At 58.7% G+C, this 22,806-nt stretch carries 23 protein-coding genes; 11 read left to right on the top strand and 12 right to left on the bottom strand.

All coding sequences use genetic code 11. The features are described from left to right. Positions 1-3: 3 nt before the first annotated feature. Positions 4-408, bottom strand: a complete 405-nt coding sequence (locus tag V6Z53_RS14260; RefSeq protein WP_338586161.1) for a RidA family protein — start codon at positions 406-408, stop codon at positions 4-6. Positions 409-549: 141 nt separating this feature from the next. Between V6Z53_RS14260 and V6Z53_RS14265 the strand changes: the two genes are divergently transcribed. After that, positions 550-1,476 (top strand): LysR substrate-binding domain-containing protein, encoded by a 927-nt coding sequence (locus tag V6Z53_RS14265; protein ID WP_338586162.1) that lies wholly within the window; start codon positions 550-552, stop codon positions 1,474-1,476. A 90-nt stretch (positions 1,477-1,566) separates the two neighbouring features. On the opposite strand, the gene V6Z53_RS14270 is transcribed toward V6Z53_RS14265, so the two are convergent. Beyond that, positions 1,567-2,043: a hemerythrin domain-containing protein gene (locus tag V6Z53_RS14270; protein WP_338586163.1), complete on the bottom strand. Its 477-nt coding sequence runs from the start codon at positions 2,041-2,043 to the stop codon at positions 1,567-1,569. A 73-nt stretch (positions 2,044-2,116) separates the two neighbouring features. After that, a complete protein-coding gene (locus V6Z53_RS14275) occupies positions 2,117-2,419 on the bottom strand; it encodes a hypothetical protein (protein ID WP_338586164.1) in 303 nt (100 codons plus the stop codon). A gap of 22 nt (positions 2,420-2,441) precedes the next feature. Here V6Z53_RS14275 and V6Z53_RS14280 point away from each other — a divergent pair, with 22 nt between their 5' ends. Genes V6Z53_RS14280 through V6Z53_RS14295 form a run of 4 tightly spaced genes read left to right on the top strand, consistent with a single transcriptional unit; the run spans position 2,442 to position 6,362 of the window. Next, entirely contained in the window at positions 2,442-2,846 is a 405-nt protein-coding gene (locus V6Z53_RS14280; RefSeq protein WP_338586165.1) for a hypothetical protein, read from the top strand. Between the two features lie 13 nt (positions 2,847-2,859). Continuing rightward, the gene (locus tag V6Z53_RS14285) at positions 2,860-4,239 is read left to right on the top strand and encodes an iron-containing redox enzyme family protein (protein WP_338586166.1); all 1,380 of its coding nucleotides are present in this window, start codon (positions 2,860-2,862) and stop codon (positions 4,237-4,239) included. A 44-nt stretch (positions 4,240-4,283) separates the two neighbouring features. Beyond that, complete coding sequence (locus V6Z53_RS14290; RefSeq protein ID WP_338586167.1) at positions 4,284-5,228, top strand: class I SAM-dependent methyltransferase; 945 nt, start codon at positions 4,284-4,286, stop codon at positions 5,226-5,228. A gap of 12 nt (positions 5,229-5,240) precedes the next feature. Further along, on the top strand, positions 5,241-6,362 hold the full coding sequence (locus V6Z53_RS14295; protein ID WP_338586168.1) for a carboxylate-amine ligase: 1,122 nt from the start codon (positions 5,241-5,243) through the stop codon (positions 6,360-6,362). A 4-nt stretch (positions 6,363-6,366) separates the two neighbouring features. Here the strand turns inward: V6Z53_RS14295 and V6Z53_RS14300 are convergent, their stop codons facing one another. The 6 genes from V6Z53_RS14300 to V6Z53_RS14325 form a co-directional block, all read right to left on the bottom strand. Next, complete coding sequence (locus V6Z53_RS14300) at positions 6,367-6,531, bottom strand: hypothetical protein (RefSeq protein WP_338586169.1); 165 nt, start codon at positions 6,529-6,531, stop codon at positions 6,367-6,369. 85 nt (positions 6,532-6,616) lie between these two features. Beyond that, positions 6,617-7,207, bottom strand: coding sequence for a DUF2238 domain-containing protein (locus tag V6Z53_RS14305; RefSeq protein ID WP_338586170.1), 591 nt, complete (start codon positions 7,205-7,207; stop codon positions 6,617-6,619). Between the two features lie 62 nt (positions 7,208-7,269). Beyond that, positions 7,270-7,854, bottom strand: coding sequence for a hypothetical protein (locus V6Z53_RS14310; RefSeq protein WP_338586171.1), 585 nt, complete (start codon positions 7,852-7,854; stop codon positions 7,270-7,272). Between the two features lie 256 nt (positions 7,855-8,110). Further along, complete coding sequence (msrA, locus tag V6Z53_RS14315; RefSeq protein WP_338586172.1) at positions 8,111-8,617, bottom strand: peptide-methionine (S)-S-oxide reductase MsrA; 507 nt, start codon at positions 8,615-8,617, stop codon at positions 8,111-8,113. Positions 8,618-8,668: 51 nt separating this feature from the next. Next, positions 8,669-9,172, bottom strand: a complete 504-nt coding sequence (locus V6Z53_RS14320; RefSeq protein ID WP_338586173.1) for a copper chaperone PCu(A)C — start codon at positions 9,170-9,172, stop codon at positions 8,669-8,671. Beyond that, positions 9,172-9,777 (bottom strand): SCO family protein, encoded by a 606-nt coding sequence (locus V6Z53_RS14325; RefSeq protein WP_338586174.1) that lies wholly within the window; start codon positions 9,775-9,777, stop codon positions 9,172-9,174. The genes V6Z53_RS14320 and V6Z53_RS14325 overlap by 1 nt, the downstream gene beginning before the upstream one ends. Before the next feature lie 241 nt (positions 9,778-10,018). On the opposite strand from V6Z53_RS14325, the gene V6Z53_RS14330 reads away from it, so the two are divergent. The 3 genes from V6Z53_RS14330 (at position 10,019) to nirD (ending at position 14,054) form a co-directional block, all read left to right on the top strand. Beyond that, complete coding sequence (locus V6Z53_RS14330; protein WP_338586175.1) at positions 10,019-10,219, top strand: CstA-like transporter-associated (seleno)protein; 201 nt, start codon at positions 10,019-10,021, stop codon at positions 10,217-10,219. Positions 10,220-11,115: 896 nt separating this feature from the next. Beyond that, positions 11,116-13,677 carry a nitrite reductase large subunit NirB gene (gene nirB / locus V6Z53_RS14335; protein WP_338586176.1) on the top strand — a complete coding sequence of 854 codons (2,562 nt, stop codon included), beginning with the start codon at positions 11,116-11,118 and terminating at the stop codon, positions 13,675-13,677. Continuing rightward, positions 13,677-14,054, top strand: a complete 378-nt coding sequence (gene nirD, locus V6Z53_RS14340; protein WP_338586177.1) for a nitrite reductase small subunit NirD — start codon at positions 13,677-13,679, stop codon at positions 14,052-14,054. The genes nirB and nirD overlap by 1 nt, the downstream gene beginning before the upstream one ends. A gap of 123 nt (positions 14,055-14,177) precedes the next feature. Here nirD and V6Z53_RS14345 read toward each other — a convergent pair whose 3' ends face one another. Beyond that, positions 14,178-14,609, bottom strand: a complete 432-nt coding sequence (locus tag V6Z53_RS14345) for a nuclear transport factor 2 family protein (protein WP_338586178.1) — start codon at positions 14,607-14,609, stop codon at positions 14,178-14,180. A gap of 220 nt (positions 14,610-14,829) precedes the next feature. Here V6Z53_RS14345 and V6Z53_RS14350 point away from each other — a divergent pair, with 220 nt between their 5' ends. Together V6Z53_RS14350 and V6Z53_RS14355 are read left to right on the top strand one after the other, a co-directional pair. Next, a complete protein-coding gene (locus tag V6Z53_RS14350) occupies positions 14,830-16,443 on the top strand; it encodes a methyl-accepting chemotaxis protein (RefSeq protein WP_338586179.1) in 1,614 nt (537 codons plus the stop codon). A gap of 184 nt (positions 16,444-16,627) precedes the next feature. Further along, the gene (locus tag V6Z53_RS14355) at positions 16,628-17,686 is read left to right on the top strand and encodes an IS110 family transposase (RefSeq protein WP_338586444.1); all 1,059 of its coding nucleotides are present in this window, start codon (positions 16,628-16,630) and stop codon (positions 17,684-17,686) included. A gap of 284 nt (positions 17,687-17,970) precedes the next feature. Here V6Z53_RS14355 and ilvD read toward each other — a convergent pair whose 3' ends face one another. After that, positions 17,971-19,653: a dihydroxy-acid dehydratase gene (ilvD, locus tag V6Z53_RS14360; protein ID WP_338586180.1), complete on the bottom strand. Its 1,683-nt coding sequence runs from the start codon at positions 19,651-19,653 to the stop codon at positions 17,971-17,973. Between the two features lie 367 nt (positions 19,654-20,020). Between ilvD and mqo the strand changes: the two genes are divergently transcribed. Continuing rightward, entirely contained in the window at positions 20,021-21,667 is a 1,647-nt protein-coding gene (gene mqo, locus V6Z53_RS14365) for a malate dehydrogenase (quinone) (protein WP_338586181.1), read from the top strand. A 335-nt stretch (positions 21,668-22,002) separates the two neighbouring features. Here the strand turns inward: mqo and V6Z53_RS14370 are convergent, their stop codons facing one another. Further along, on the bottom strand, positions 22,003-22,611 hold the full coding sequence (locus V6Z53_RS14370) for a hypothetical protein (protein ID WP_338586182.1): 609 nt from the start codon (positions 22,609-22,611) through the stop codon (positions 22,003-22,005). Positions 22,612-22,806: the final 195 nt, after the last annotated feature.

The raw sequence follows: 22,806 nt of genomic DNA on the forward strand, positions 1-22,806 counted from the left end.
GACTCAGCTTCCGGAGTTTTCCGGAAGCCTGGCGATCACCTTGATCTCGAACTCAAACCCATAGAGCCAGGTGACGCCGACGGCGGTAACCGTCGGATACGGCGCCTGGCCCCAGAACTCCGACACGACCTTCCAGATCCTCTCGAATTTCGCTTCGGGATCGACGATGAACACCGTGACATCCACCACATCGTCGAAGCTGCAACCGGCTGCGTCCAGAATCCCGTTCAGATTGCTGAACGCCCGCCGGACCTGAGCATCGAGTTCCGGCTCGGGCGAGCCGTCCTCGGTGCTGCCCACTTGCCCCGACACAAACAAAAAGCCATTGGAACGGATCGCCGGCGAATAGCGATTACGCTCGTAGAGCGCCTGGCGACCGGGTGGGAAAACAACGTCACGCTGGGTCATAACTACCTCCATCAGCGGGCCTGATCGGCTCGCAATTAACGATGCAGCGACTTTAGAGGGCCAGGGCTTGCCCGATAAACGAGCAACTGCAACCATCACTGTTTGTAAAAACCAAATAATCCGCTAGCGATTGAGGCAGGTATGGACCGTTTCGATGCAATGCAGGCCTTCGCCCGGGTGGTGGAGGCGGGCAGCTTCACCAAGGCCGCCGAGACGCTGCACATGAGCAAGACCAGCGTCACGCAACTGGTGCAGCAACTGGAGGCGCGATTGCGAGTGAAACTGCTCAACCGCACCACACGCAAGGTTAACGTCACCGCCGACGGCGCCGTCTACTACGAGCGCGTGGTGCGACTGCTGGCTGACCTGGACGATGCCGAAACCAGCCTGTCGAGTGCATCGACCGTGCCCAGGGGAAGACTGCGGGTGGATGTTCCCAGTCCGCTGGCGAGCATGATTCTGATGCCGGCGTTGCCGGAGTTTCACGCCCGATACCCGGACATCCAGATCGACATGGGCGTCAGCGATCGCATCGTCGATCTGATCGACGAGAACGTCGATTGTGTGGTGCGCGGCGGCGAGTTGACTGATCAATCACTGATGGCCCGGCGAGTCGGTGACCTGCAGTTGGGCGTATTTGCCGCGCCGAGTTATCTGCAACGCCTCGGCACGCCATTGCATCCACGGGAGCTGGAAGACTCCGAGCATCGCATCGTCGGGTTCCTGTGGGCGCGCACCGGCAAAGCCGTGCCTTATGCCATGCGCAACGCTGGCGAAAGTGTGGAGATCAAAGGACGCTATGTGCTGGCTGTCGACGATGGCAACGCTTACATTGCGGCCGGTCTGGCGGGCATGGGCGTTCTCTGGTTGCCCGACTACATGTCCAGGCCCTATCTGGCGCGCGGCGAGTTGGTGCAGCTGTTCGAGGGCTGGCGCCTCGATCCGATGCCGTTATTCGTGGCGTTCCCACCAAACCGACATATCAGCCGCAAGGTGCGGGTATTCATCGATTGGGTGACCGAACTGATGGCGCACCATGCGCCTTTGATGGATCCGCGTGGTTCATGACTCGCCAATCGTAGGCTGAGCCGAAAAACCCGCGAAGGATATCGCGGGTTTTCATTTTCAGGGGCCGTAAAGCATGATCGACCTGCGTCATCAGGCAGCCATGTTTCCGCCACTCAGCTCTTTTTTCAAAGACGCTTTCATCGACTCCATTTGCTTGCCCAGTTCGTCCAGTTCTGCCTTGCCCAACAACTTCCTGGCCTGAGGAAACATCTCGGTTTCCTCTTCTTCAATGTGATGTTCAAGCAGCTCCTTGACCACTTTTGCACGTCCGGAAAACTCGACGCTCGAAGGGTCTGTCGTCTTCAAGTCAGGCAGTACCAGCGAGTCGACGGTGCGGTGTTCTTCCTTAGCCTCGTAGTACATGACTTCCTGTTCTTTACCCCCGGCTTTCTTGTAGGCCGGGTAGAGAATTTCTTCTTCGAGCCGGGTGTGAATCATGATTTCCATTTCGAGCTTGCCCACCAATTCAGTGCGTTTCTTTACCGCGCGCTCGGTGGACTCGTTCAATTGGGTCAAGATGCCTTTTACACGTTCATGGTCAGCTTTCAGGATGTCGATGGCGTTCATTCTCTTGCCTCTACTGTCACGGGAACTGTTGGGTTGGGCTATGTCATTTCGCTGTTCAGCTGGTTACTCAACTTCAAGTGCCGCTTCCGCCTTTACCTTCACCACCACCTTTGGAACCACCAGCAGGGGCGGGGCCGTTATCGGTGGTGCCGGTATCGGCTCCTTGCGACATCGAGCCGGTTTTTCCATCAATCCCCTTCGTCGATGTACCGCCATCCGTGCCAGTGCCGAGACCGTTCGATTCATCGCTCTGAGGTTGCGCGGTTCCTGGAGGAAGGGCGGAGCCTTCGGTGGTTTTCTCTGCTGCCAGTGCGCAGAGCGAACCGGTGGACAACAGGCCGGCGAGGGCCAGCGCCAATAGTTTGTTGTTGATCATTTGAGTCTTCCTTGTCGAGTGGATGTACGCATTGGAAGAATCGGCGAAACAGAAAGTGCTGCGCAGCGGACGAACGGCGCGAAGGCTCTTGTGCACCGCTCGTCATCTGGAGGGCACGCTCACAGGTTGGACACTTCAAAAGAATACGGCCCGGAAAATCCGGACCTTTTTTGTTGTAGAGGTGGGTATGGCTAGCGATTCGACTTACCAGGACAAGCTGCAACGTCAGGACCAGACACAAGGTTCTGTGCCTTCCAAACCGGAGCCCGATGGACCGCTGGCAAATCCCAACGATCCGGATAAATACGATCCGCTGACACGGCCTGATCCGGATGCTTCCCAACGTCCGGAGGATTGGGACGATCCGGCGGGCAGGGATGTTCCGGAGGCTGATGAGCAAACACCACTGTCCGACGACAGACGATAAAAGGAGCCTGCCCATGACGGTATTCAACACGTGTTCCGGGTCGGCTTCGTTGGTAGCCGGTGTCAGCAGTGACGGCGGCTTTCGCGAACTGTATGGCGAGCTGTACAGCAGCGGCAGCGAGGCCGCGCAACGTGCAGAAGCCTTCCTGCGCGAGCAACTGGCCGGTGCAGCCGAGCTCCCTTGCGACCTGCCCGACACGCCTGAGCAATTATTGTCATGGGCTGAAAAACATTGCGCCGATGTGGCGCGCGACTATGCAAGTTATCTCGCCGAGCGTCAGCACGGAGCAGGGCGCCGCTATTTTACGAACAAGGCCCACGCACTGTATTTCCTGCAACGCGTGGCGCCGACCAAAGAGGTCGACGGCGCCTGGCTTGAAGGTGTTCTGGATCATTGGCGCGACCATCGCTTCGATGGCCTGCTGACGACCTATCTGGAAGAGTTGGGCGAGGGTGATCCCCGGCAGAACCATGTGCGGATCTACCGCACGTTGCTGGCCGAACATGACTGTGACGATCAGCAAGGTCTGGATGATGAGCACTTTTTGCAGGGCGCGATTCAACTGGCGCTGGGAGGTTGCGGGACTGACTTCATGCCCGAAGTGATCGGCTACAACCTCGGCTACGAACAGTTGCCCTTGCACCTGTTGATCAGCGCCTATGAACTGCGTGAGCTGGGTATCGATCCTTATTACTTCACCCTGCACGTGACCATCGATAACGTCAGCAGTGGCCATGGGCGCAAAGCCGTTCAATCGCTGCTTGAGCTGATGCCGCTGGATGACGGCCGGGAGGAATTCTATCGCCGTGTTGCGTTGGGTTATCGCCTCAATGATCTTGGCCTCGGTTCCACGGCGGTGATTCAAAGTTTCGAGCTGCAACACGAAGTGATCGCCATGCTCGAACGCAAGCGCGTCTTCGGCCAGCACATGCATTCCGACTACTGCCGGCTCGAAGGGCAAACCGTCAACCAGTGGTTGTCGTCGCCCGGCCATGTCGCAGACTTTCTCGCCGCGATGGAACGCAAGGGCTGGATCAAGCGACATCGCTCGCCTGATGAAAGTCGATTCTGGCAGTTGATCGAGGGCAGTACGGCGGCGATGTTTGGTGTGTTCAGCGGTTACGAGAAACAGCTGATCCACGACTGGATCGCGGGTGACTGGCAAGCGCCGAAGCAGCGTCCGGCACTGCATCGCGATCACGACAGCGCATGCGTCGATTCGAGTACGCCGGATGATCCGGAGCTCAAGTCGTTGCGGGACAGCCTGGGCAATCAGGCACCGCAGCAACAGCTTGAAGCGCTGAAGCCCTGGCTGTCGGCACAACGGCACCATCGCCCGGCAGGACTGTTCGCCACGCGCCGCTTTATCGAATTGCGTGCCCGTTTGCGCTGAACTCTTCTGCATTGACCTCTTTGCACTGACTTAAGGAGCGCCCCATGTCAGTACAACAAATCGCCGATCGGGCCTTGCTGGATTTGGGCAAGCGTCTGCGCGCCGAGCGCTATCGTTTTGTCACGCCAACCCCACTGACCCACCAGACTTTCCTTCAGCGCTTTGCCACACCGTTGGCGAAGGATTGGCGCGATGTGTTCGGTTGGTCGATGCCGTTCGACCACACGCTGTTTCCGGTTGATGAACTCGCGGTGCTGGAGCGGGCAGGCATTGTCGAAAGGGACGGCGCGATGTGGCGCAGCACGGTGCGTTGGTCGAGCCTTGAAGGCTTGTTGTTCGCTCACTCGGCGTACCCGACGACGCAAAGCGACTCCGTATTCTTCGGCCCTGACAGTTATCGCTTTGCGCAATTGATCGAAGCGCATCTGCAACAGCGCTTCGAACCGATACGGCGCGCGGTAGATATCGGATGCGGTGCCGGAGTCGGCGCATTGGTCGTCGCCCGTGCCCGACATGACGCCCAGGTGCTGGCGGTGGATATCAACCCGAAGGCACTGCGACTGTCAGCGGTGAATGCCGAGCTGGCCGGTGCCAACAACGTCACCGTCTACCACAGCGATATCCTCGGCAGCGTCGAGGGCCAGTTCGATCTGATCATCGCCAATCCTCCTTATATGAACGATGGCCAACAGCGAGCCTACCGCCACGGCGGAGGTGCGTTGGGCGAAGCGTTATCGCTGCGCATCGTGCGTGAGTCGTTGCCGCGCCTGGACAGCGGCGGCAGCCTGGTGCTGTACACCGGTGTGGCGATGGTGGCGGGGCAGGACCCGTTTCTCGACGCCGTGCTGCCGATGCTGACTGGCGATGCCTTCGGCTGGACCTACCGCGAGCTGGACCCTGACGTGTTCGGCGAAGAGTTGCTCAAGCCCGGATATGAATGTGTCGAGCGGATTGCAGTGGTGGCGCTCACCGTAACCCGGCGGCACTGACGGGCGCCCCTCATGAACATGGCACCCAGATTCGGCATTGAAGAGGAATACTTCCTGACGGACCTGACAACCCGGCAATTGCTCGCGCAACCGGATGCCGATCTGCTGCGCGATTGCCGCGAGGCTGTCGGCCCCGGGTTCGCCTATGAAATGTTTCAGGGCCAGATTGAAGTCGCCTCGCCGGTGTTCGCCGCGACAGAGGAAGCCGCCGAGTTTCTTGGCGGTGTTCGTTCGCGGTTGAACCACACGCTGGCATTGCACGATTCAGGTCTGCTTTGCGCCGGCACGCATCCACTGGCGCGTTGGCGTGATCAGCGCGCCACAGCCTTGCCGCACTTTGAACAGCTGTTTGCCGAATACCAGACGGTGGCGCAACGCAGTGTCCTGTGCGGCCTCCACGTGCACGTGGAAATTCCTCCTGGCATCGACCGTATTGCGGTGATGAACGAAGTGGCACCCTGGCTGCCGCTGCTGCTTTTGCTCAGTTGTTCCTCGCCATTCTGGGAGGGTGCCGAGAGTGGGTTCATGAGCTATCGCCAGGTCGTCTGCGACGGCTGGCCACGCATGGGCGTCCCCGAATACTTTGTAAACGAAGACGAATATCAGCGCTACCTGACGGTGTTGCGCGACGTTGGCGTGATTGAAAAGGACGGCAATGGTTGGTGGGGGTTGCGGCCGGCCAGTCGCTACCCGACCCTCGAATTGCGCATGACCGATGCCTGTCCTCGCTTTGCCGATACGCTGCTACTGGCGAGTCTGTTCCGGGTGATCACGGCCTTCGCCATTGCTTGCGAAAAACCCGGTGCCGGCTATGACGCCACAACACGCTGGCTGCTGGCGGAAAACCGCTGGCAGGCCAAGCGTCATGGCACCCAAGGGCATTTTGTCACCGATGCCCGCGATGGCGTGATTAGCGCCGTGCAGTGGCTTGATCAGGCCCGCGCACTGCTGACGTCCACCGCGCAACGTATCGGCGAAGCCCAGGTGTTCGATCAGGCCGAAGCGTTGTTGCTCGATGGCAACAGTGCCTGCCGTCAATTGGCTTGCCATGCCCGAGCGATGGCCAAAGGCGCCGATCCGCAGCAATGTCTGTATCAGGTGGTGGATCATTTGCTGCAGGAAAGCCGTGGCTAGGGATTCAGTTGCCGTCGGCGACCTTGCGCTCGATTTCGTCGATCTTGCGGGTCAATTCATCGGCCTCGGGTTCATCGTCCGAGGGTGAGGACGCGGGCAGGGTTTCATCCGCACGCTCGGCATCACGGCGTTTTTCACTATCGGCAGGGTTTACACGGTCGTTGTTCATGGTGCGTACCTCCAGTGTCTTCACATTGGAGAGCGCCACATGGGGCGAGTTCGAGATTTTTGCCGATGTTCTGCTGATCGGTCGGTCAGCGGCCCAATCTCAAGACCGCACGCAAGGCCAGGCAGATAAGTGCGCCAAGAAACGCCAGGGCCATGTCTTTCTGCGCGTCCCAGATGTCCTTTTGGGTGGCCACAAAGGCCTCGGCTTGATCGTCGCCCAGGTATTCGCCGCCGATCCATTCGACCAGTTCGTACAAGGCCGAGGACGCGAGCACCAGGCTCAGCGCCAGTAACGCCAGCCACCCGCCGCGCAAGGGTGTCTGCCGACAGAGCATTTCCCGCAACGGGATCACAACCAGCAGGCCATAGCTGAAATGCACCAGCCGATCATATTGGTTGCGCTTCCAGCCCAGCGCGGCGTTCAGCGAGTGATCGGTGAGGGCGCGAGCCCATTGCTCATAAGGCACCTTGGCGTAGGTGAAGTGCGCGCCGAGTTCGTGAATGGCGAGCAGCAGCAGGACCGCCAGATAAGCCTGCCAGGACAGGCGCCGGTGTCGCAGGCCAGCCGTCAAACCGAGGATGACGATAACCGGCACCACATTTTCCAGCCACCAGTCGACGGGATCATGTGGCGCAATACCGGACGCAATCACCGTCGCGACCGCCGCTGCCAGCATGACCGCCGCCTGTTTCGGCGAGGCCGCTGTTGCGAGAGTCTGTGCAGCGGCGGCCGGCCTGTTCAAAACGCGGTGTAGCCAAAGTAAAGGAAGGCCACGGCAGCCGCGAGGGTAAAAGCGCCCAAGGCTTTGGTTGTCGCACGGCTGGTGTGCAGGGAACCGGTCGAGCGCTGCAAATGCGTGCCCGAATACACGGTACGGGTAAAGAAGCCGTCCATGGTTGCCCGGTAGGTGTAGCGCAGCCCCAATAAGATGAACAGCACGATCAGGCCGATGGCTGACGCGCGCAGGATGACCGGGTCAATCAAGGGCGGGGGGAGTTCTTCTGCGCAGGCTGGGCTGTCGACTTCGGCGATGCTGATGCGCCCCTGATTCAAGGACATCAGCGATGAACTCTTGAGGTACGTCTCCTGTTGCTCCAGGTCCAGCGCCTGATACTTCCAGAGAGTTGCCGAGCCTTCCCGGCAATAGGTAAAACCAGCAGGGTTGGCGGCGACGATGATGCAGGCGTCGTTGATCCCGCTTTTTTTCAGGGTTTCCGTGGCTGACCGGGTGAAGTCCAGTTCAAGTACAGGAATAACTCCATTGGCAAAAGCCCCGGCCGAAACCATCAAACTCCCCAAGAAGCAAATGGTTGAAATATTCAAGGTTGAATGTCCTTGTTTTTATCGGCCTTTTATTTGAACCGGCGAGTACTTTGCCCGCCGTTGATTGAGCGTAGTTCGCCAAACGGGATCGTGATGCGCAAAAGTGCACAAGGCGAACTGCGTCACCTTTTGCACGATGCGCCCGGTCCAAATGTAGGAGCTGCCGAAGGCTGCGATCTGTTGATCTTGATCTTGAAATCAAGAGATCGCAGCCTCGTTGCACTCGACAGCTCCTACAGGGGAGGTGTTCGCGGTATTACCCGCGTTTCGGTAACTGCCAGTTTGGCCGAATGAAGTGGCAGGTATAGCCTTCAGGAAGCCGTTCCAGATAATCCTGATGCTCAGGCTCCGCTTCCCAGAACGGGCCGGCGGGCTCGATCTCGGTAACCACTTTGCCTGGCCAGAGATCGGAGGCGTCTACATCGGCGACGGTGTCCTCGGCGACGCGTTTCTGTTCTTCGCTGAGGTAATAAATGCCCGAGCGATAACTGGTGCCCACGTCGTTGCCCTGGCGATTTTGGGTGCTTGGATCGTGGATCTGGAAGAAAAACTCAAGAATCTGTCGATAGCTGATCTGCGCCGGGTCGAAGACGATTTCGATCGCTTCGGCGTGGGTGCCATGGTTGCGGTAGGTGGCATTGGGCACATCGCCGCCGGAGTAGCCGACCCGCGTGGAAATCACGCCCGGTTTGCGTCGCAGCAGATCCTGCATGCCCCAGAAGCAGCCGCCGGCCAGAATGGCGGTTTCGGTGTTCGTCGTCATGTTACGCACCTCCCATCAGAGAACGGCCTCGTGGGGGAGGCCGTCAGACCCTCATTGCATTTTGCTGTGATCCATCTTGCTGTGGTCCATGCTGCCGTGATCCATGATGTCGAGGGCACGCGCTGGAGCCTCGACCTTGATCGTCTCTTTCTCGCCCTTGGCGTTTTCGACGGTCAGGGTCAGCGGCACTTTGTCGCCTTCCTTGATCTGCCCGGTCAGGTTCATGAGCATGATGTGGTAGCCATGGGGATCAAAGTTCACGGCCTTGCCGGCCGGCAGGGCGACGGACTCGACCTGCTGCATGCTCATCACATCGTCTTTCATGCTCGACTGGTGAATCTGTACCAGTTTGGCCACCGGCGACTCAACGCTCAGCAGCTTGCTGTCGGTGTCTGCCTTGAGGGTCATGAACGCGCCACTCGACGGCTGGCCGACAACGGTCGCACGGACCCAGGCGTCGTTGACCTGGGTTTGCGCCGATACCTGCCATGCCATGCCAATCAGGGACAGGCCCAAAGCTATTTGTTTAACACGTGAAGCGCAGAACGAAGTCATCAGCAGACCTCCATGACGGTGAGCAAATCCTCTGCACACTCTTGAGCAGTAAGGGACGCGGACAGGCCCAGGCGCAGATTGCCCCGGGAGTCGAACACGAAACTGGTGGCGGTGTGGGACAGGGTGTAAGTGTCGCCGCTCGGAACCTTCTCGAAGAATACGCCGAACTCCTTGGCGGTGGCGGCGGTTTCTTCCAGCGTGCCGTACAGCGCCTCGAAACTCGGGTCGAAGGCCTTGACGTATTTGTCGAGCAACTCGGGCGTATCGCGCTCGGGGTCGAGGGTGATGAAGATCACCTGCAGGCGCTCGCCATCGCGGCCCATCAGTTTTTTCGCCTGGGCAGCGCGGGCCAGCGTGGTCGGGCAGACGGCCGGGCACTGGGTGAAACCGAAGAAGATCATCGGCATCAGGCCCTGATAGCTGCCCAGCATCCGGGTTTCGCCCTCGGTATCCTTGAGCTTGAAGGAACGGCCCAGGATCTTGTCGCTCAGGTCCTTGCCGTACTTGAACGACAGCTTGCTGCTGTCATCGCAGCCGGCGAGCAGGCCAAGGCTCAGCAAGCCCATGCCTTGCAGGACCGTGCGACGGGAATACAACGTACTCATGAAAAAAAGCATCCTGTGTAGCGACAGATGGAACACAGTGCCTGACTGATCAGACGAAAAAAAGCGCAGGGATGTTAACAAACTGTTGCCCGTTAGCGCTTAATCGATGGCCGACCGGTCATGCGCCAAAAGGTCGCGGGTGCCGTGATACATGAACATACAAAGCGCCCGCGCGCCGACACATTGCAGATACATCCGTGGTGTTACATCGCGTGGTCGAAACCTCATTGAGAGCACCGCCATGTTCCGCAAATTGCAGCAAGCCGCCCGATTCTTCAGCCAGAGCGCGCGTTTGATGGTGGGCGTTCCGGATTACGACAACTACGTCGCGCAAATGGCCATCAACCAGCCGGGCGAGCCGGTGATGAGCTATGAGGCGTTTTTTCGCGAGCGCCAGGAAGCGCGGTTTGGGCGTGGGAAATGTAATACGCGGTGTTGCTGAACTGAACAGACACAACTAACACCAAAAAACCTGTGGCGAGGGAGCTTGCTCCCGCTGGACTGCGCAGCAGGCCTTCTTTTGGGGCTGCTGCGCAACCCAGCGGGAGCAAGCTCCCTCGCCACACTGGATTGTGTCTACTCAGGTGGATCAATCTGATCCAGCACCCGATTCGCCTGGGTGGCGGCTATTCGCAGGTTAGTAGACCAGGGAGTAACAACAATTTACCGGCGCGCCGAAGCGCCCTGCGCACAGCCATCATCAAAGTAAGGTAGTGAACTACCTGACTGACAGAGCTTATGCATCTTGCTGAAAACACCACGGGCTACTAAACCCGATCACTGATGGCAGTGACACGAATCAAGTTACCGACGGGCTCCCAAGCGCACAAGCCGGCGGATGCTGGCGTACCCATAGGCAACGGCGCAAGGTCCTGTAGCTTTCAAGACATAACCTACAACCCTTTTAAACAAGCCCCGCAAAACCCGTGTAGGACCCGAGCAAGCTCGGGTCCTACAGGTTTTGCGCGCACTTTTAGCGCGATGGCTGGCAGCGTGCACCAGGGCGAAGCGGTTTCCTGATCCATTCCCGCCTGCGACATCTACCGCTGACTTCGCCAGAAGCGTTGCCGACAAGGCTCAGCACGCATGTTTCCAGTTCCTGCGCTCGACTGGCACAAACACTGCATTCACCCTCTCAGCGCCATCTGAAAAAGATGGACCGCCCACTCGGTCAACGACGATCGATCAACCGCACAGGTCGTGGGCACTACCGGTGGATCAGGCATGGCCGTCTGGTTTCAACACCGCAAAAGAACAGGCAAAGACGCCTGGAACCGCAAGGTTTCAGGCGTTTTTTTTTGCTTTTTGAACCGTGATGGGCTTTGGGCAGGGTCGTTTATGAATTCCAATGTAGCCACATTGAACAAGCATCAAACGCTGATCGTGATCGGCAATGGCATGGTCGGGCATCATTGTGTCGAGCAGTTGATCGAGCGCGGCGCCCTTGACCGCTATCGGTTGCACGTTTTCAGCGAAGAGCCGATGCGCGCTTACGACCGTGTGCATTTGTCCGAGTATTTTTCCGGTCGCGATGCCGAGTCGCTGGCACTGAGTGACGCGTCGCTGTACCAGACGCCGGGTGTCACGCTGCATCTCGGCGTGCCGGTGCTGGAGATTGACCGCGAGCGTCGCCAGGTGATCACCTCGCAAGGTTGCTTCACCTACGACAAACTGGTGCTGGCCACCGGTTCCTACCCGTTTGTACCGCCGATCGAAGGCGCCGAAGGCGATTCACGGCTGGTGTACCGCACCCTCGAAGACCTTGATGCGATCGGTGGCGCAGCGGCCAATGCCAAGCGCGGTGTGGTGGTCGGCGGTGGCCTGCTCGGTCTCGAAGCGGCCAATGCCCTGAAAAGCCTGGGCCTTGAAGCGCACGTAGTGGAATTCGCGCCGCGTCTGATGCCGGTGCAGCTCGATGACCTCGGTGGGTTGGCGCTCAAGGCGCAGATCGAGCGGTTGGGCGTCGGTGTGCATCTGTCCCGCGCTACGCAATCGATCAGCGCCGGTGAGCAATTCCGCTATCGGATGAATTTCGCCAACGACGAATTCCTCGAAACCGACCTGATCGTGTTTTCCGCCGGTATCCGCGCGCAAGACGCGCTGGGCCGACAATGCGCGCTGGAGATCGGCCCGCGCGGTGGCGTGGTGATCGACGACACCTGCCTGAGCTGCGACCCGAACATCTACGCCATCGGCGAATGCGCCTCGTGGAACGGCAGCCTGTTCGGCCTGGTCGCTCCGGGTTACCAAATGGCGCGCAGTGTCGCAGCACGTTTGTGCGATGACGCCGCCGAGCCGTTCCAGGGCGCCGACATGTCGACCAAGCTAAAGCTGCTGGGTGTCGACGTCGGCTCCATCGGCGATGCCCACGCCAACACGCCGGGCGCGCGCAGCTATCAGTTCATCGACGAAACCACCGCCAGCTATCGGCGTCTGGTGGTCGACGCCAGCGGCAAGCACGTGCTCGGCGCGGTGCTGATCGGCGACAACAGCTATTACGACACGCTGCTGCAATACATGCAGAACGCGATTGCCTTGCCGTCGGAACCGGCCGCACTGATCCTGCCGTCATCCGAAGGCGCGCCGACCCTCGGCCCTGGCGCCTTGCCGGAAACCGCCACGGTCTGCTCCTGCCACAACGTGACCAAGGGCGCGATTTGCTCGGCCATCGACGGCGGCTGCACCGACCTCGGCCTGCTCAAATCGCAGACCAAGGCCTGCACCGGTTGCGGCGGTTGCGCCGGGTTGCTCAAGCAAGTCTTTGAGCATGAGTTGATTGCCCGTGGGGTCAGCGTCGACAAGAGCCTGTGCGAACACTTCGCCTACACCCGTCAGGAACTGTATGCGCTGGTGCGAGTGGAAGGGGTGATCACCTTCGAAGAACTGCTGGCCAAACATGGTCGCGGCCACACCGGTTGCGATGTGTGCAAACCAGCGGTGGGCTCGATCCTCGCGTCGTGCTGGAACCAGCCGATCATGGACCCGTCGCTGGTGCCGTTGCAGGACACCAACGACACGTTCATGGCCAACATGCAGAAAAACGGCACTTATTCGGTGGTGCCACGCATTCCCGGTGGCGAGATCACCGCCGACAAATTGATCGCCATCGGCGTGGTGGCGAAGAAATACGACCTCTACACCAAAATCACCGGCGGCCAGCGCATCGACCTGTTCGGCGCGCAGTTGCATGAGTTGCCGGACATCTGGGCCGAGTTGATCGAGGCCGGTTTCGAAACCGGGCATGCCTACGGCAAATCGACCCGCACGGTGAAATCCTGCGTCGGCAGCACCTGGTGCCGTTATGGCGTGCAGGACAGCGTGCAAATGGCCCTGACCATCGAGGACCGCTACAAGGGCCTGCGCTCGCCGCACAAGCTCAAGTTCGCGGTGTCCGGTTGCACCCGTGAATGCGCCGAAGCGCAAAGCAAAGACGTCGGCGTGATCGCCACCGAGAAGGGCTGGAACCTGTACATCGCCGGCAACGGCGGCATGCGCCCGCGCCACGCCGAACTGTTCGCCACCGATCTGGATGACGCGACGCTGATCCGCTACATCGACCGCTTCCTGATGTTCTATATCCGCACCGCCGACAAGTTGCAGCGCACCTCGGTCTGGCGCGAAAGCCTGGAAGGCGGCCTGGACTACCTCAAGGACGTGATCATTCACGACAGCCTGGGCCTGGGTGCCGAACTCGAATCGCAGATGCAACTGGTGGTCAACCGCTACGAATGCGAGTGGGCCAACGCTCTCAAAGACCCGGAAAAACTCAAGCGCTTCCGCACCTTCGTCAACGATAAACGCCCGGACCCGGACATCCATTTTGTCCAGGAACGCGGGCAACGACGTCCGATCATGGCCGCCGAACTCAACCTTATCCCTGTCACCGAGGAGAGTGTCTGATGAATCAGTCCAATACCCAACGCGCTGCACCTTTGGAAAATATCGACGTCTGGCAATCGGTGTGCAGCCAGCAGGATCTGGTGAACGATTCCGGTGTGGTGGTGTGGCTGGACGGCGCGCAGATGGCGCTGTTCTACCTGCCGAATGTTCAGGGCAAGACGCTGTACGCCATCGACAACCACGACCCGCAATCCGGGGCCAATGTCATCGGCCGCGGCCTGGTCGGCAATATCAAAGGTGATTTGGTGGTGGCGTCGCCGATCTACAAACAGCATTTTCGGCTGGAGGACGGCAGTTGCCTGGAGTACCCGCAGCAGCGGTTGCGGGTTTGGCCGGTGCGGTTGAATGACGGCAGGGTGGAAGTCGGTACGGCCTGACGAAAATTGCAAGTGCGATGAGTGAACTGTGGCGAGGGAGCTTGCTCCCGCTGGACTGCGCAGCAGGCCTTTTTTTGGGGCCGCTTCGCTGCCCAGCGGGAGCAAGCTCCCTCGCCACAAAGGTCAGAATTTAAAGGCTTGTCGTCCTACCAGTAACCATTTCCCATCCTGTTTCTGCCAGATCTGGAAGTTCTCGATCTCGGTGGGAACCACTTCCGTACCCTTAAGCGCCTGAGCCGAGAAGTGATGGCGGACCAGCGCGACATCGCCGGAAACGGTGATGGTCTGGTTCTGCATCTCAAGGGTCTTGAACGCGCTTTTGCCGGTTTCGATGTCGGCGATGAATTCCTTCTTGTTCTGGATCTTGCCGCTGGAATGCCCGTAGGTCAGGTTATCGGCGGTCAAGGTCTGAAGCTGCGTGATGTTCTTGTGCAGCATGGCGTCGGTCAGGTGATCGACGGCTTGCGCAACATCTTTGTCAGGCGAAGAAGAGGCGGCGGCGACGTAACCGCTGAACAGGCAGAGAAAACCAATCAGCACTTTGACTTTTTTCATGGGTGTTTCCTTGTTGTTGTAGGTTGTCGTACAACCTAGCAGATTTCTCCTGTAACGGAAGACGCAGAGCAGTGGATTGATGGCGGGCGGCAGCTACCGCAGGTCGTAAAAATCGCAATACATGGGCACAGGCTTTCAATAAGTACGCGGATCAGTCGATAACCTTTTCAGCAATCAGACTTTAGTCGACCGACGAACGTAAGAAGAGAGGAACCACAGAGTGTCCATAAAACTGCGTTTACTGTTGTTGATCGGCACAGGCGTGCTCACTGCCTTGATCATGGGGCTGGTCAGTTACCTGGGTAATGGCCAGATGGCGCAAGCGGTGCAGGACAATGACGTCGGCATGAGCGCGCTGCGCAATCACCTTGAAGCGGACATGATGCACGACGCCCTGCGCGCCGACGTGTTGTCGGCGATGCTGGTGGGGTTGGACAAAAGCACCAGCAGCAAAGCTGAGGTGCGCAGTTCCCTGGAGGAACACACCGCGCATTTTCGCGAGATGCTCGGGGAGAATCTCAAGCTGCCGGTCGATGATGCCCTGAAAACCGCGCTGAACCAGATCAAGCCCAGCCTCGACACTTACATCAGTGCCGCCGAGCGCATCGTCAGCCTGGCCCTGGAAAATCCCGATGCCGCGCAAAAGGAACTGGGCGCCTTCAACAGCGCGTTCAGCCAACTGGAAGACCGGATGGCGGCCCTCAGCGAGTTGATCGAGAGCAACACGCAACAGACCAGCCAAGGCACGGCGCAGGCCATCAGCAACGCCAACTTCACCGTCGGCGGTGTGCTCATCGCCAGTCTGTTGTTGCTGCTCGCGTTGGGTCGTTCGGCAATCGTCAGCATCATGGGCCCGTTGCAGACCGCCAGCCGCATCGCCGACAGCATCGCCCATGGCAACCTGAGCGAGCCGATTGTCGAGACGCAGCGCAACGACGAAGCCAGCCAGCTGATCCGCAGTCTGGCCACCATGCAGCGTGATTTGCGCGGCATGATCGAAGTGGTGCGCAGCAACGCCCATGGCGTCAGCGGCATGAGCGCGCAACTGAGCAGCGGCTGTCACGAGGTCGCGGGCAGCAGCCAGCAACAAAGCGCAGCCGCCAGCACCATGGCCGCCGCCGCCAGCGAAATGACCGCGAGCATCGAGGAAATCACCCGGCACGCCGAGCGCGCGCTGGACATGGCCAATCAGGCCGAGGCGCTGGCTAAGGATGGTGGGCGGGTGATCCATCAAGTGGTCAACGACATGGACGGCATCGCCCGTTCGGCGCAGCAGTCGGCACAGGTGATCCGTACGCTGGACAAGGAATCCGAAGGGATTTTCAGCATCATCCAGGTGATCAAGGGCATTGCCGATCAGACCAACCTGCTGGCGCTCAACGCCGCCATCGAAGCGGCCCGCGCCGGTGAGCAGGGCCGTGGTTTTGCCGTGGTCGCCGATGAAGTCCGCAGCCTGGCCGGACGCACCAGCGCCTCGACCCAGGAAATCGCCACCATGGTCGCGCGCATCCAGCAAAGCACCCGCGAAGCGGTGATCAGCATGGAGGAGGGCGTGGCTCAGGTCGATAAAGGCATGGCCGTGACCGCCGACGTCGAACGCGCCATCCGCGAGATCCTCGAAGCCACGCTCAACACCACGCAACTGGTCAACGACATCAGCCGCACCATCGGCGAGCAAAGCCTGGCCAGCAACGAAATCGCCCATCAGGTGGAGATGATTGCCGGCATGTCCGAGGGCAACAGCAAGGTGATCGGGCAGACGGCTTCGACGACGGATGAGTTGTCGAGTCTGGCGGGGCAGTTGTCGCAGTCGGTGGATCGGTTCAGGCTTTGAGGTGTGGCTGAAAAGATCGCAGCCTTCGGTGCTCCTACATTGGAATGCGTTTCCCTGTAATTGGATGGACTCGCCCAAGCCGAGGCGTCAATGCGCCACGGTGGCAGTCTAAACAGCCAACGACAGCGAGGGCGAGTCCATGAAAAATCATAGTTCGTTTGATCAATCCGTGTCTTCTTCCGATTTGTCGGCCTGCACAACCTTGGCGGTCGACCTGGCCAAACAGGTCTTTCAGGTCGCCGGTGAAGATATCCTCGGCCAGGTGTTCTACGAGCAGCGGATCAAGTCGCGCGAGGCGTTTTATGATTTTCTCCGACAGTTGCCGCCGCATGTCGTGGTTTTGATGGAGACCGGTCCGGGTGCCCAGGCTTGGGCCCGGCAGCTGCAAGACCAAGGCAATCCGGTGCGGATTCTTCCAGCCGGTTTGGTGGCCACACATCGCAGCGGGCCTAAAAATGATCGCAACGATGCGCTGGCGATTCTGCGGGCTAATCGCGATGAAAAAATCTGCGCAGTACCGGTCAAAAGCGTTACGGCGCTGGCAATGCAGGCGTTGCATCGCGCCCGCCAGGGCTATGTGCGTCGACGCACGGCCCTCAGTAATCAGATGCGCGGCCTGCTGCTTGAGCACGGCGTAGCCTTGGCGCAGGGCGATGTTGCGATCAGCCAGAAAATTCCGCGGGTGCTGGAAGATGCCACCCAACCGGTGCCGGGCCTGCTGCGTGAACTGATCGACGAACTGTTGGCCGAGTGGCGCCATTTGGGCGAGCGCATCAGCGTACTGACGGGACGCCTGGAAGTGGCCGCCAACACCGACATGACGGCGAAGCGGCTAATGACTGTGCGCGGCATCGGCCCGATCACTGCCACGGCACTGGTGGCCAAGGAAACCAAGCCTGAGCGATTTCCCAATGCCCGCAAGTTTGCCGCGTACTTTGGCATGGTGCCTGACCAGCACAGCAGCGGGGAGACGGTCCGGCTGGGGGGCATGACCAAGCGAGGTGATGCTTATTTACGCAGCCTGATGATCCAGGGAGCCCATGCGGTGCTGCAACAACTACGACCTGATTCCCAGCAACCCGATGACCGCCGCTTGTTGCACTGGATGAGCCGGTTGGGCCGTAAGGAGGCTGCGATCAGGCTAGCCAACCGCAACCTGCGAATCGTCTGGGTGCTTCTACAGAATGACCAGACTTATCGTCGCCACGCGGGTGATGGCCAGCCAGCGACGATGGGCCACTGAGCGACAGAGTTCTGCCACCGAGGTACTAACCGTCTGACCCTCTGCTGAAAAAAATTGACCCCAGGTAAGACCGGCGTGGATTGATGCCTAAGCTCCTACTGGCCTTCGAGGCCTGACTGTAATCGGCATACCACGAGCTTTTCCAATTTTGGCCAGAAGCCGAAGACGGCTTCCACGAATAGGCCTAATACATAGATGCAACGGGGCAGCGGTTTTTCAAAAGCGGGTAGACAGTGGGTGCGAGTCCATACATAGGAGCTGCCGAAGGCTGCGATCTTTTGACTTTAAAGATACTTATCCGTCACCGCCCCCTCCGAAGCACTGGAAACAGTCTTCGCATACTTGGCCAACACCCCACGCTTGTACTTCGATTCCGGCCGCACCCAGCGGGTCTTGCGCTCGGCCAATTCAGCATCGGACACATCCACCGTGATCTGCCGGGTTTCCGCATCGATGGTGATTTTGTCGCCGTTCTCGATTAGCGCAATCGGCCCGCCATCAAAGGCTTCCGGCGTGATATGGCCCACCACGAAACCGTGTGAACCGCCGGAAAAACGCCCGTCGGTAATCAGCGCCACATCCTTGCCCAAGCCCTTGCCCATCACCGCCGAAGTCGGCGAAAGCATTTCGCGCATGCCCGGCCCGCCCTTGGGTCCTTCGTAGCGAATCACGATCACTTCGCCGGGTTTTACTTCGCCGTTGAGAATCCCGGCCAGCGCGCCTTCCTCACCGTGATAAACCCGGGCCGAGCCTTCAAAGCGCAAACCTTCCTTGCCGGTGATCTTGGCCACCGCGCCGGTGGGCGAGAGGTTGCCGCGCAGGATGACAAGGTGCGAATCCTTTTTGATCGGCCGGTCGAAGGGCAGGATCACGTCCTGGCCATCGGGGTAGTCAGGCACGTTTTCCAGGTTTTCGGCCAGTGTCTTGCCGGTGACGGTCATGGCGTCGCCATGCAACATGCCGGCCGCCAGCATGCGCTTCATCAACGGCTGAATGCCGCCGATGGCCACCAGCTCGCTCATCATGTATTTGCCGCTGGGCCGCAGGTCGGCGACCACCGGGGAAATCTTGCCCAGTTCGACGAAGTCATCCAGGGTCAGCTCGACATCCACCGCGTGGGCCATGGCCAACAGGTGCAGCACGGCATTGGTCGAGCCGGCGAGGGCGATCACCACGCGAATCGCGTTTTCGAAGGCCTTGCGGGTCATGATGTCGCGTGGTTTCAGGTCGAGCTTGAGCAGCTCCATGACCTGCTGGCCGGCGCGGAAACTGTCCGAGGCCTTGTCGCTGCCGACGGCGTCCTGGGAGCTGGAACCCGGCAGGCTCATGCCCAACGCTTCGATGGCCGAAGCCATGGTGTTGGCGGTGTACATGCCGCCGCAGGAACCGGGACCGGGGATCGCCACTTCCTCGATCTGCTTGACCTGGATTTCGCTGATGTCACCGCGCGCATGCTGGCCCACGGCTTCGAACACGGAAATGATGTCGGTGTGGCCGGCGCCGGGGCGGATGGTGCCGCCATAGACGAAGATCGACGGCCGATTCAGCCGCGCCATGCCGATCAGGCACCCCGGCATGTTCTTGTCACAACCGCCCACAGTCACCAGCCCGTCGAAGCCTTCGCAACCGGTCACCACCTCGATGGAGTCGGCGATTACCTCGCGGGACACCAGCGAATATTTCATGCCTTCGGTGCCGTTGGCGATGCCGTCGGAAATGGTGATGGTGTTGAAGATCACGCCTTTGGCGCCGGCAGCATTTGCGCCTTTCTCGGCTTCGATCGCGAGCTTGTCGATGTGCATGTTGCAGGGCGTGACCATGGCCCAGGTCGACGCGATGCCGATCTGCGGTTTCAGGAAGTCTTCGTCGGTAAAACCCACCGCTCGCAACATGGCCCGGGCGGGCGCGGCTTCGACGCCGTCGATCACTTGGGAGGAGTACTTGCGCAGATAGTCGTTATCGCTCATGACGATGCACCCATTGAGGCAAACAGCATCAGTATAGAGGCCCGGCAGCGTGTATCCGGACTAACCAGTCGGGAACAGACGCGCGGGTTTGTCGTGACGTGATATTCTTTACGCCAACTTGGTTTGACCTATTCAGTTTTCCTGTCCTTGAGACGGGCGAACAGAATCACTGTCGCTCAAGTAGCTGAAGCCAAAAAAGATAAGAAGTCAGTTCAGTAGGGACATATAACGAGGGTCGATGCATTCAATCGGCCTTGTGTGCCCAGCCTGCGATTCGAAGGTGCCAGAGCCCGTGATCTACCGTGAAACACGGGGCTGCGTGCGTAAGAATGGAAGGGCGGATGGCGTTTTATCATAGGTGCTACAGATGTTTAAAAAAGTGAACACGGCCCTGCTGGGGTTGGCGTTGTCGTTGGGGATGACGACGGCCCAGGCCGAAGAGGCCAAAAAAGTCGATGTACTGCTGATTGGTGGCGGCATCATGAGCGCGACCCTGGGTGTGTGGCTCAATGAGCTGGAACCCGGCACTTCGATGGAAATGATCGAGCGTCTCGACGGCGTAGCCCTGGAAAGCTCCAACGGCTGGAACAACGCCGGTACCGGCCACTCCGCCCTGGCCGAGCTGAACTACACGCCGGAAGACGACAAAGGCAACGTTTCGATCCCGAAAGCCGTTGAAATCAACGAAGCGTTCCAGATCTCCCGTCAGTTCTGGGCCTGGCAGGTTCAGCAAGGCGTGTTGAAAAACCCGCGTTCGTTCATCAACTCCACGCCGCACATGAGCTTTGTGTGGGGCGACGACAACATCAAGTTCCTGAAAAAGCGCTACGAAGCCCTGCAAGCGAGCCCGCTGTTTGCCGGCATGCAGTATTCCGAAGACCCGGCAGTGATCAAAAAGTGGGTCCCGCTGATGATGGAAGGGCGTGACCCGAACCAGAAAATCGCGGCCACCTGGAGCCCGATCGGCACCGACGTGAACTTCGGCGAAATCACCCGCCAGTTCGTTGCCCATCTGCAAACCACACCGAAATTCGACTTGAAGCTGTCCAGCGAAGTGCAGGACATCACCAAGAACGACGACGGCACCTGGCGCGTCAGCTACAAAAACCTGAAAGACGGCACCAAGTCCGAAACCGACGCCAAGTTCGTGTTCATCGGCGCCGGCGGCGGTGCATTGCACTTGCTGCAGAAGTCCGGCATTCCTGAAGCCAAGGAATATGCAGGCTTCCCGGTAGGCGGCTCGTTCCTCGTGACCGAAAACCCGACCATCGCCGAGCAACACCTGGCCAAGGCTTACGGCAAAGCCTCCGTTGGCGCACCGCCGATGTCGGTTCCGCACCTGGACACCCGCGTGCTGGATGGCAAGCGCGTGATCCTGTTTGGCCCATTCGCAACCTTCAGCACCAAGTTCCTGAAAGAAGGTTCGTACCTGGACCTGCTGACCACCACGACCACGCACAACGTGTGGCCGATGACCAAAGTCGGCATCAAGGAATACCCGCTGGTCGAGTACCTTGCCGGTCAACTGATGCTGTCTGACGAAGACCGCCTCAACGCCCTGAAAGAATACTTCCCGAACGCCAAAGCCGAAGACTGGCGCCTGTGGCAAGCGGGCCAGCGCGTGCAGATCATCAAGCGTGATGAAGCTGCCGGTGGCGTGCTGAAACTGGGCACCGAAATCGTTGCTTCGCAAGACGGCACCATCGCCGGCCTGCTGGGCGCTTCCCCAGGCGCTTCGACTGCCGCACCGATCATGCTGACCGTGCTGCAGAAAGTCTTCAAGGACAAGGTCGCGACCCCGGCGTGGCAAGAGAAGCTGCACCAGATCGTGCCGAGCTACGGCACTCAGCTGAACGGCAATCCTGAAAAGGTTGCGCAGGAGTGGGCCTACACCGCCAAGGTGCTGGAACTGACTCCGCCACCGGTGATCGGGCAGGTAGCTGCTCCGGTGACTGCGCCGGCTGAAGCGCCTAAGGCACCGAAAGAGAATGCTGCGGCTGATATGGCGTTGTGATCGAGTTGCTTCACCGTTGAGGTGAGGCGCTTGGATTAGCTGATCCGCAGAAAAGAAAGCCCGCCGAACCGGTAACGGTCAGCGGGCTTTTGGTTATGGGTGGATATGCCACTATGGATTGGGTGCTTTTGAAAGGTGACAACGAAGTACCCACATGAGGATGTATCTATTTTTTGACTCTATACACGGCCTTTGGCTCCGGATTATTCTAAGAGCTTAACTATAAAATGACGAGTTTATAGGCTGCGTGGATCACTCAGTGGGTACAAAACAAATACAATTGAGTGATGTAAGGAAGCTTTGATGAATGCGCAAATAAAGAGGTTCTGTGGTTGTTATTTTATTAACCATCCCAGTAGTGCTCCAAAAGCGACTCCAAAGAGGTTAAATAAGGGCGATGAGAGCCAGCGTGTTTCTTGATTTTGCTGGATTGCTCTTTCGTGCAAGCTTATAGCTGTACTAATCAGGACCGAAATTTCTTCGCTGGTGAGCGGTGCCCTGGAAATAGGAGATTTTTCTAATTCGCTCAGATTGTTATATTCGGAGAATGTAAGTTCTCGCTGCTCATCGACTGCATACCGTCTCCTATAGCTTCTACGCCAGACTAACGAAGCTTTTTTGCCTTCAGTGTCAAACCGAAAAAACTCAGGGTGCTCTGAGAATATAGTTTTCCAGTGGTCGGATTTAGTCTTGTCACCACTAATGCGAGTCGCCCAGGTTTCAAAATCGAGTTTATAATAACCGTACTTTCCCATTACTTGAATGGCGGCAATTACATCGCCCAGTCTATTGTGACCTTTCAAATAAACCGAAGTTGAGTTTTTTGTCATTGTAATGCCACGCTGGCTATCAGTGAGGTTTGTCGTGGTTGCTTTGTTTTTTATGGGTTGAGCGTTTGCTGGGAATAACTTTTGAGTTCGATAAAAGTCTTGATGAGGACGCATCGTTAGGTGTGAGGTTAGCAGAGAGGTATAGATGTGTCTAATCTACTTCTCGATATAAGTTTGTAGTTTATAGGAAGTTAATTGTTTGTCTCCTCCGAATGCTTCAGAATTTCCCCATGTCTATTAAGACTTGCACTTCAATGGTCAGCTCGCTAACCTTCCCCACGTCGCTGCCAATTCAGCGAACGGGTGTGG

It is taken from the genome of Pseudomonas sp. MAG733B, from assembly GCF_036884845.1.
Classification (GTDB): Bacteria; Pseudomonadota; Gammaproteobacteria; order Pseudomonadales; family Pseudomonadaceae; genus Aquipseudomonas.

Coding starts and splice junctions, on each gene's coding strand:
- V6Z53_RS14320 (WP_338586173.1), bottom strand. CDS start 9,172: ATGACTTCGTTCTGCGCTTCACGTGTTAAACAAATAGCTTTGGGCCTG.
- mqo (WP_338586181.1), top strand. CDS start 20,021: ATGTTTAAAAAAGTGAACACGGCCCTGCTGGGGTTGGCGTTGTCGTTG.
- V6Z53_RS14260 (WP_338586161.1), bottom strand. CDS start 408: ATGACCCAGCGTGACGTTGTTTTCCCACCCGGTCGCCAGGCGCTCTAC.
- V6Z53_RS14370 (WP_338586182.1), bottom strand. CDS start 22,611: ATGCGTCCTCATCAAGACTTTTATCGAACTCAAAAGTTATTCCCAGCA.
- V6Z53_RS14300 (WP_338586169.1), bottom strand. CDS start 6,531: ATGAACAACGACCGTGTAAACCCTGCCGATAGTGAAAAACGCCGTGAT.
- V6Z53_RS14295 (WP_338586168.1), top strand. CDS start 5,241: ATGAACATGGCACCCAGATTCGGCATTGAAGAGGAATACTTCCTGACG.
- nirB (WP_338586176.1), top strand. CDS start 11,116: ATGAATTCCAATGTAGCCACATTGAACAAGCATCAAACGCTGATCGTG.
- V6Z53_RS14285 (WP_338586166.1), top strand. CDS start 2,860: ATGACGGTATTCAACACGTGTTCCGGGTCGGCTTCGTTGGTAGCCGGT.
- V6Z53_RS14305 (WP_338586170.1), bottom strand. CDS start 7,207: ATGCTGGCAGCGGCGGTCGCGACGGTGATTGCGTCCGGTATTGCGCCA.
- ilvD (WP_338586180.1), bottom strand. CDS start 19,653: ATGAGCGATAACGACTATCTGCGCAAGTACTCCTCCCAAGTGATCGAC.
- V6Z53_RS14275 (WP_338586164.1), bottom strand. CDS start 2,419: ATGATCAACAACAAACTATTGGCGCTGGCCCTCGCCGGCCTGTTGTCC.
- V6Z53_RS14270 (WP_338586163.1), bottom strand. CDS start 2,043: ATGAACGCCATCGACATCCTGAAAGCTGACCATGAACGTGTAAAAGGC.
- V6Z53_RS14345 (WP_338586178.1), bottom strand. CDS start 14,609: ATGAAAAAAGTCAAAGTGCTGATTGGTTTTCTCTGCCTGTTCAGCGGT.
- V6Z53_RS14290 (WP_338586167.1), top strand. CDS start 4,284: ATGTCAGTACAACAAATCGCCGATCGGGCCTTGCTGGATTTGGGCAAG.
- msrA (WP_338586172.1), bottom strand. CDS start 8,617: ATGACGACGAACACCGAAACCGCCATTCTGGCCGGCGGCTGCTTCTGG.
- V6Z53_RS14330 (WP_338586175.1), top strand. CDS start 10,019: ATGTTCCGCAAATTGCAGCAAGCCGCCCGATTCTTCAGCCAGAGCGCG.
- nirD (WP_338586177.1), top strand. CDS start 13,677: ATGAATCAGTCCAATACCCAACGCGCTGCACCTTTGGAAAATATCGAC.
- V6Z53_RS14325 (WP_338586174.1), bottom strand. CDS start 9,777: ATGAGTACGTTGTATTCCCGTCGCACGGTCCTGCAAGGCATGGGCTTG.
- V6Z53_RS14265 (WP_338586162.1), top strand. CDS start 550: ATGGACCGTTTCGATGCAATGCAGGCCTTCGCCCGGGTGGTGGAGGCG.
- V6Z53_RS14280 (WP_338586165.1), top strand. CDS start 2,442: ATGTACGCATTGGAAGAATCGGCGAAACAGAAAGTGCTGCGCAGCGGA.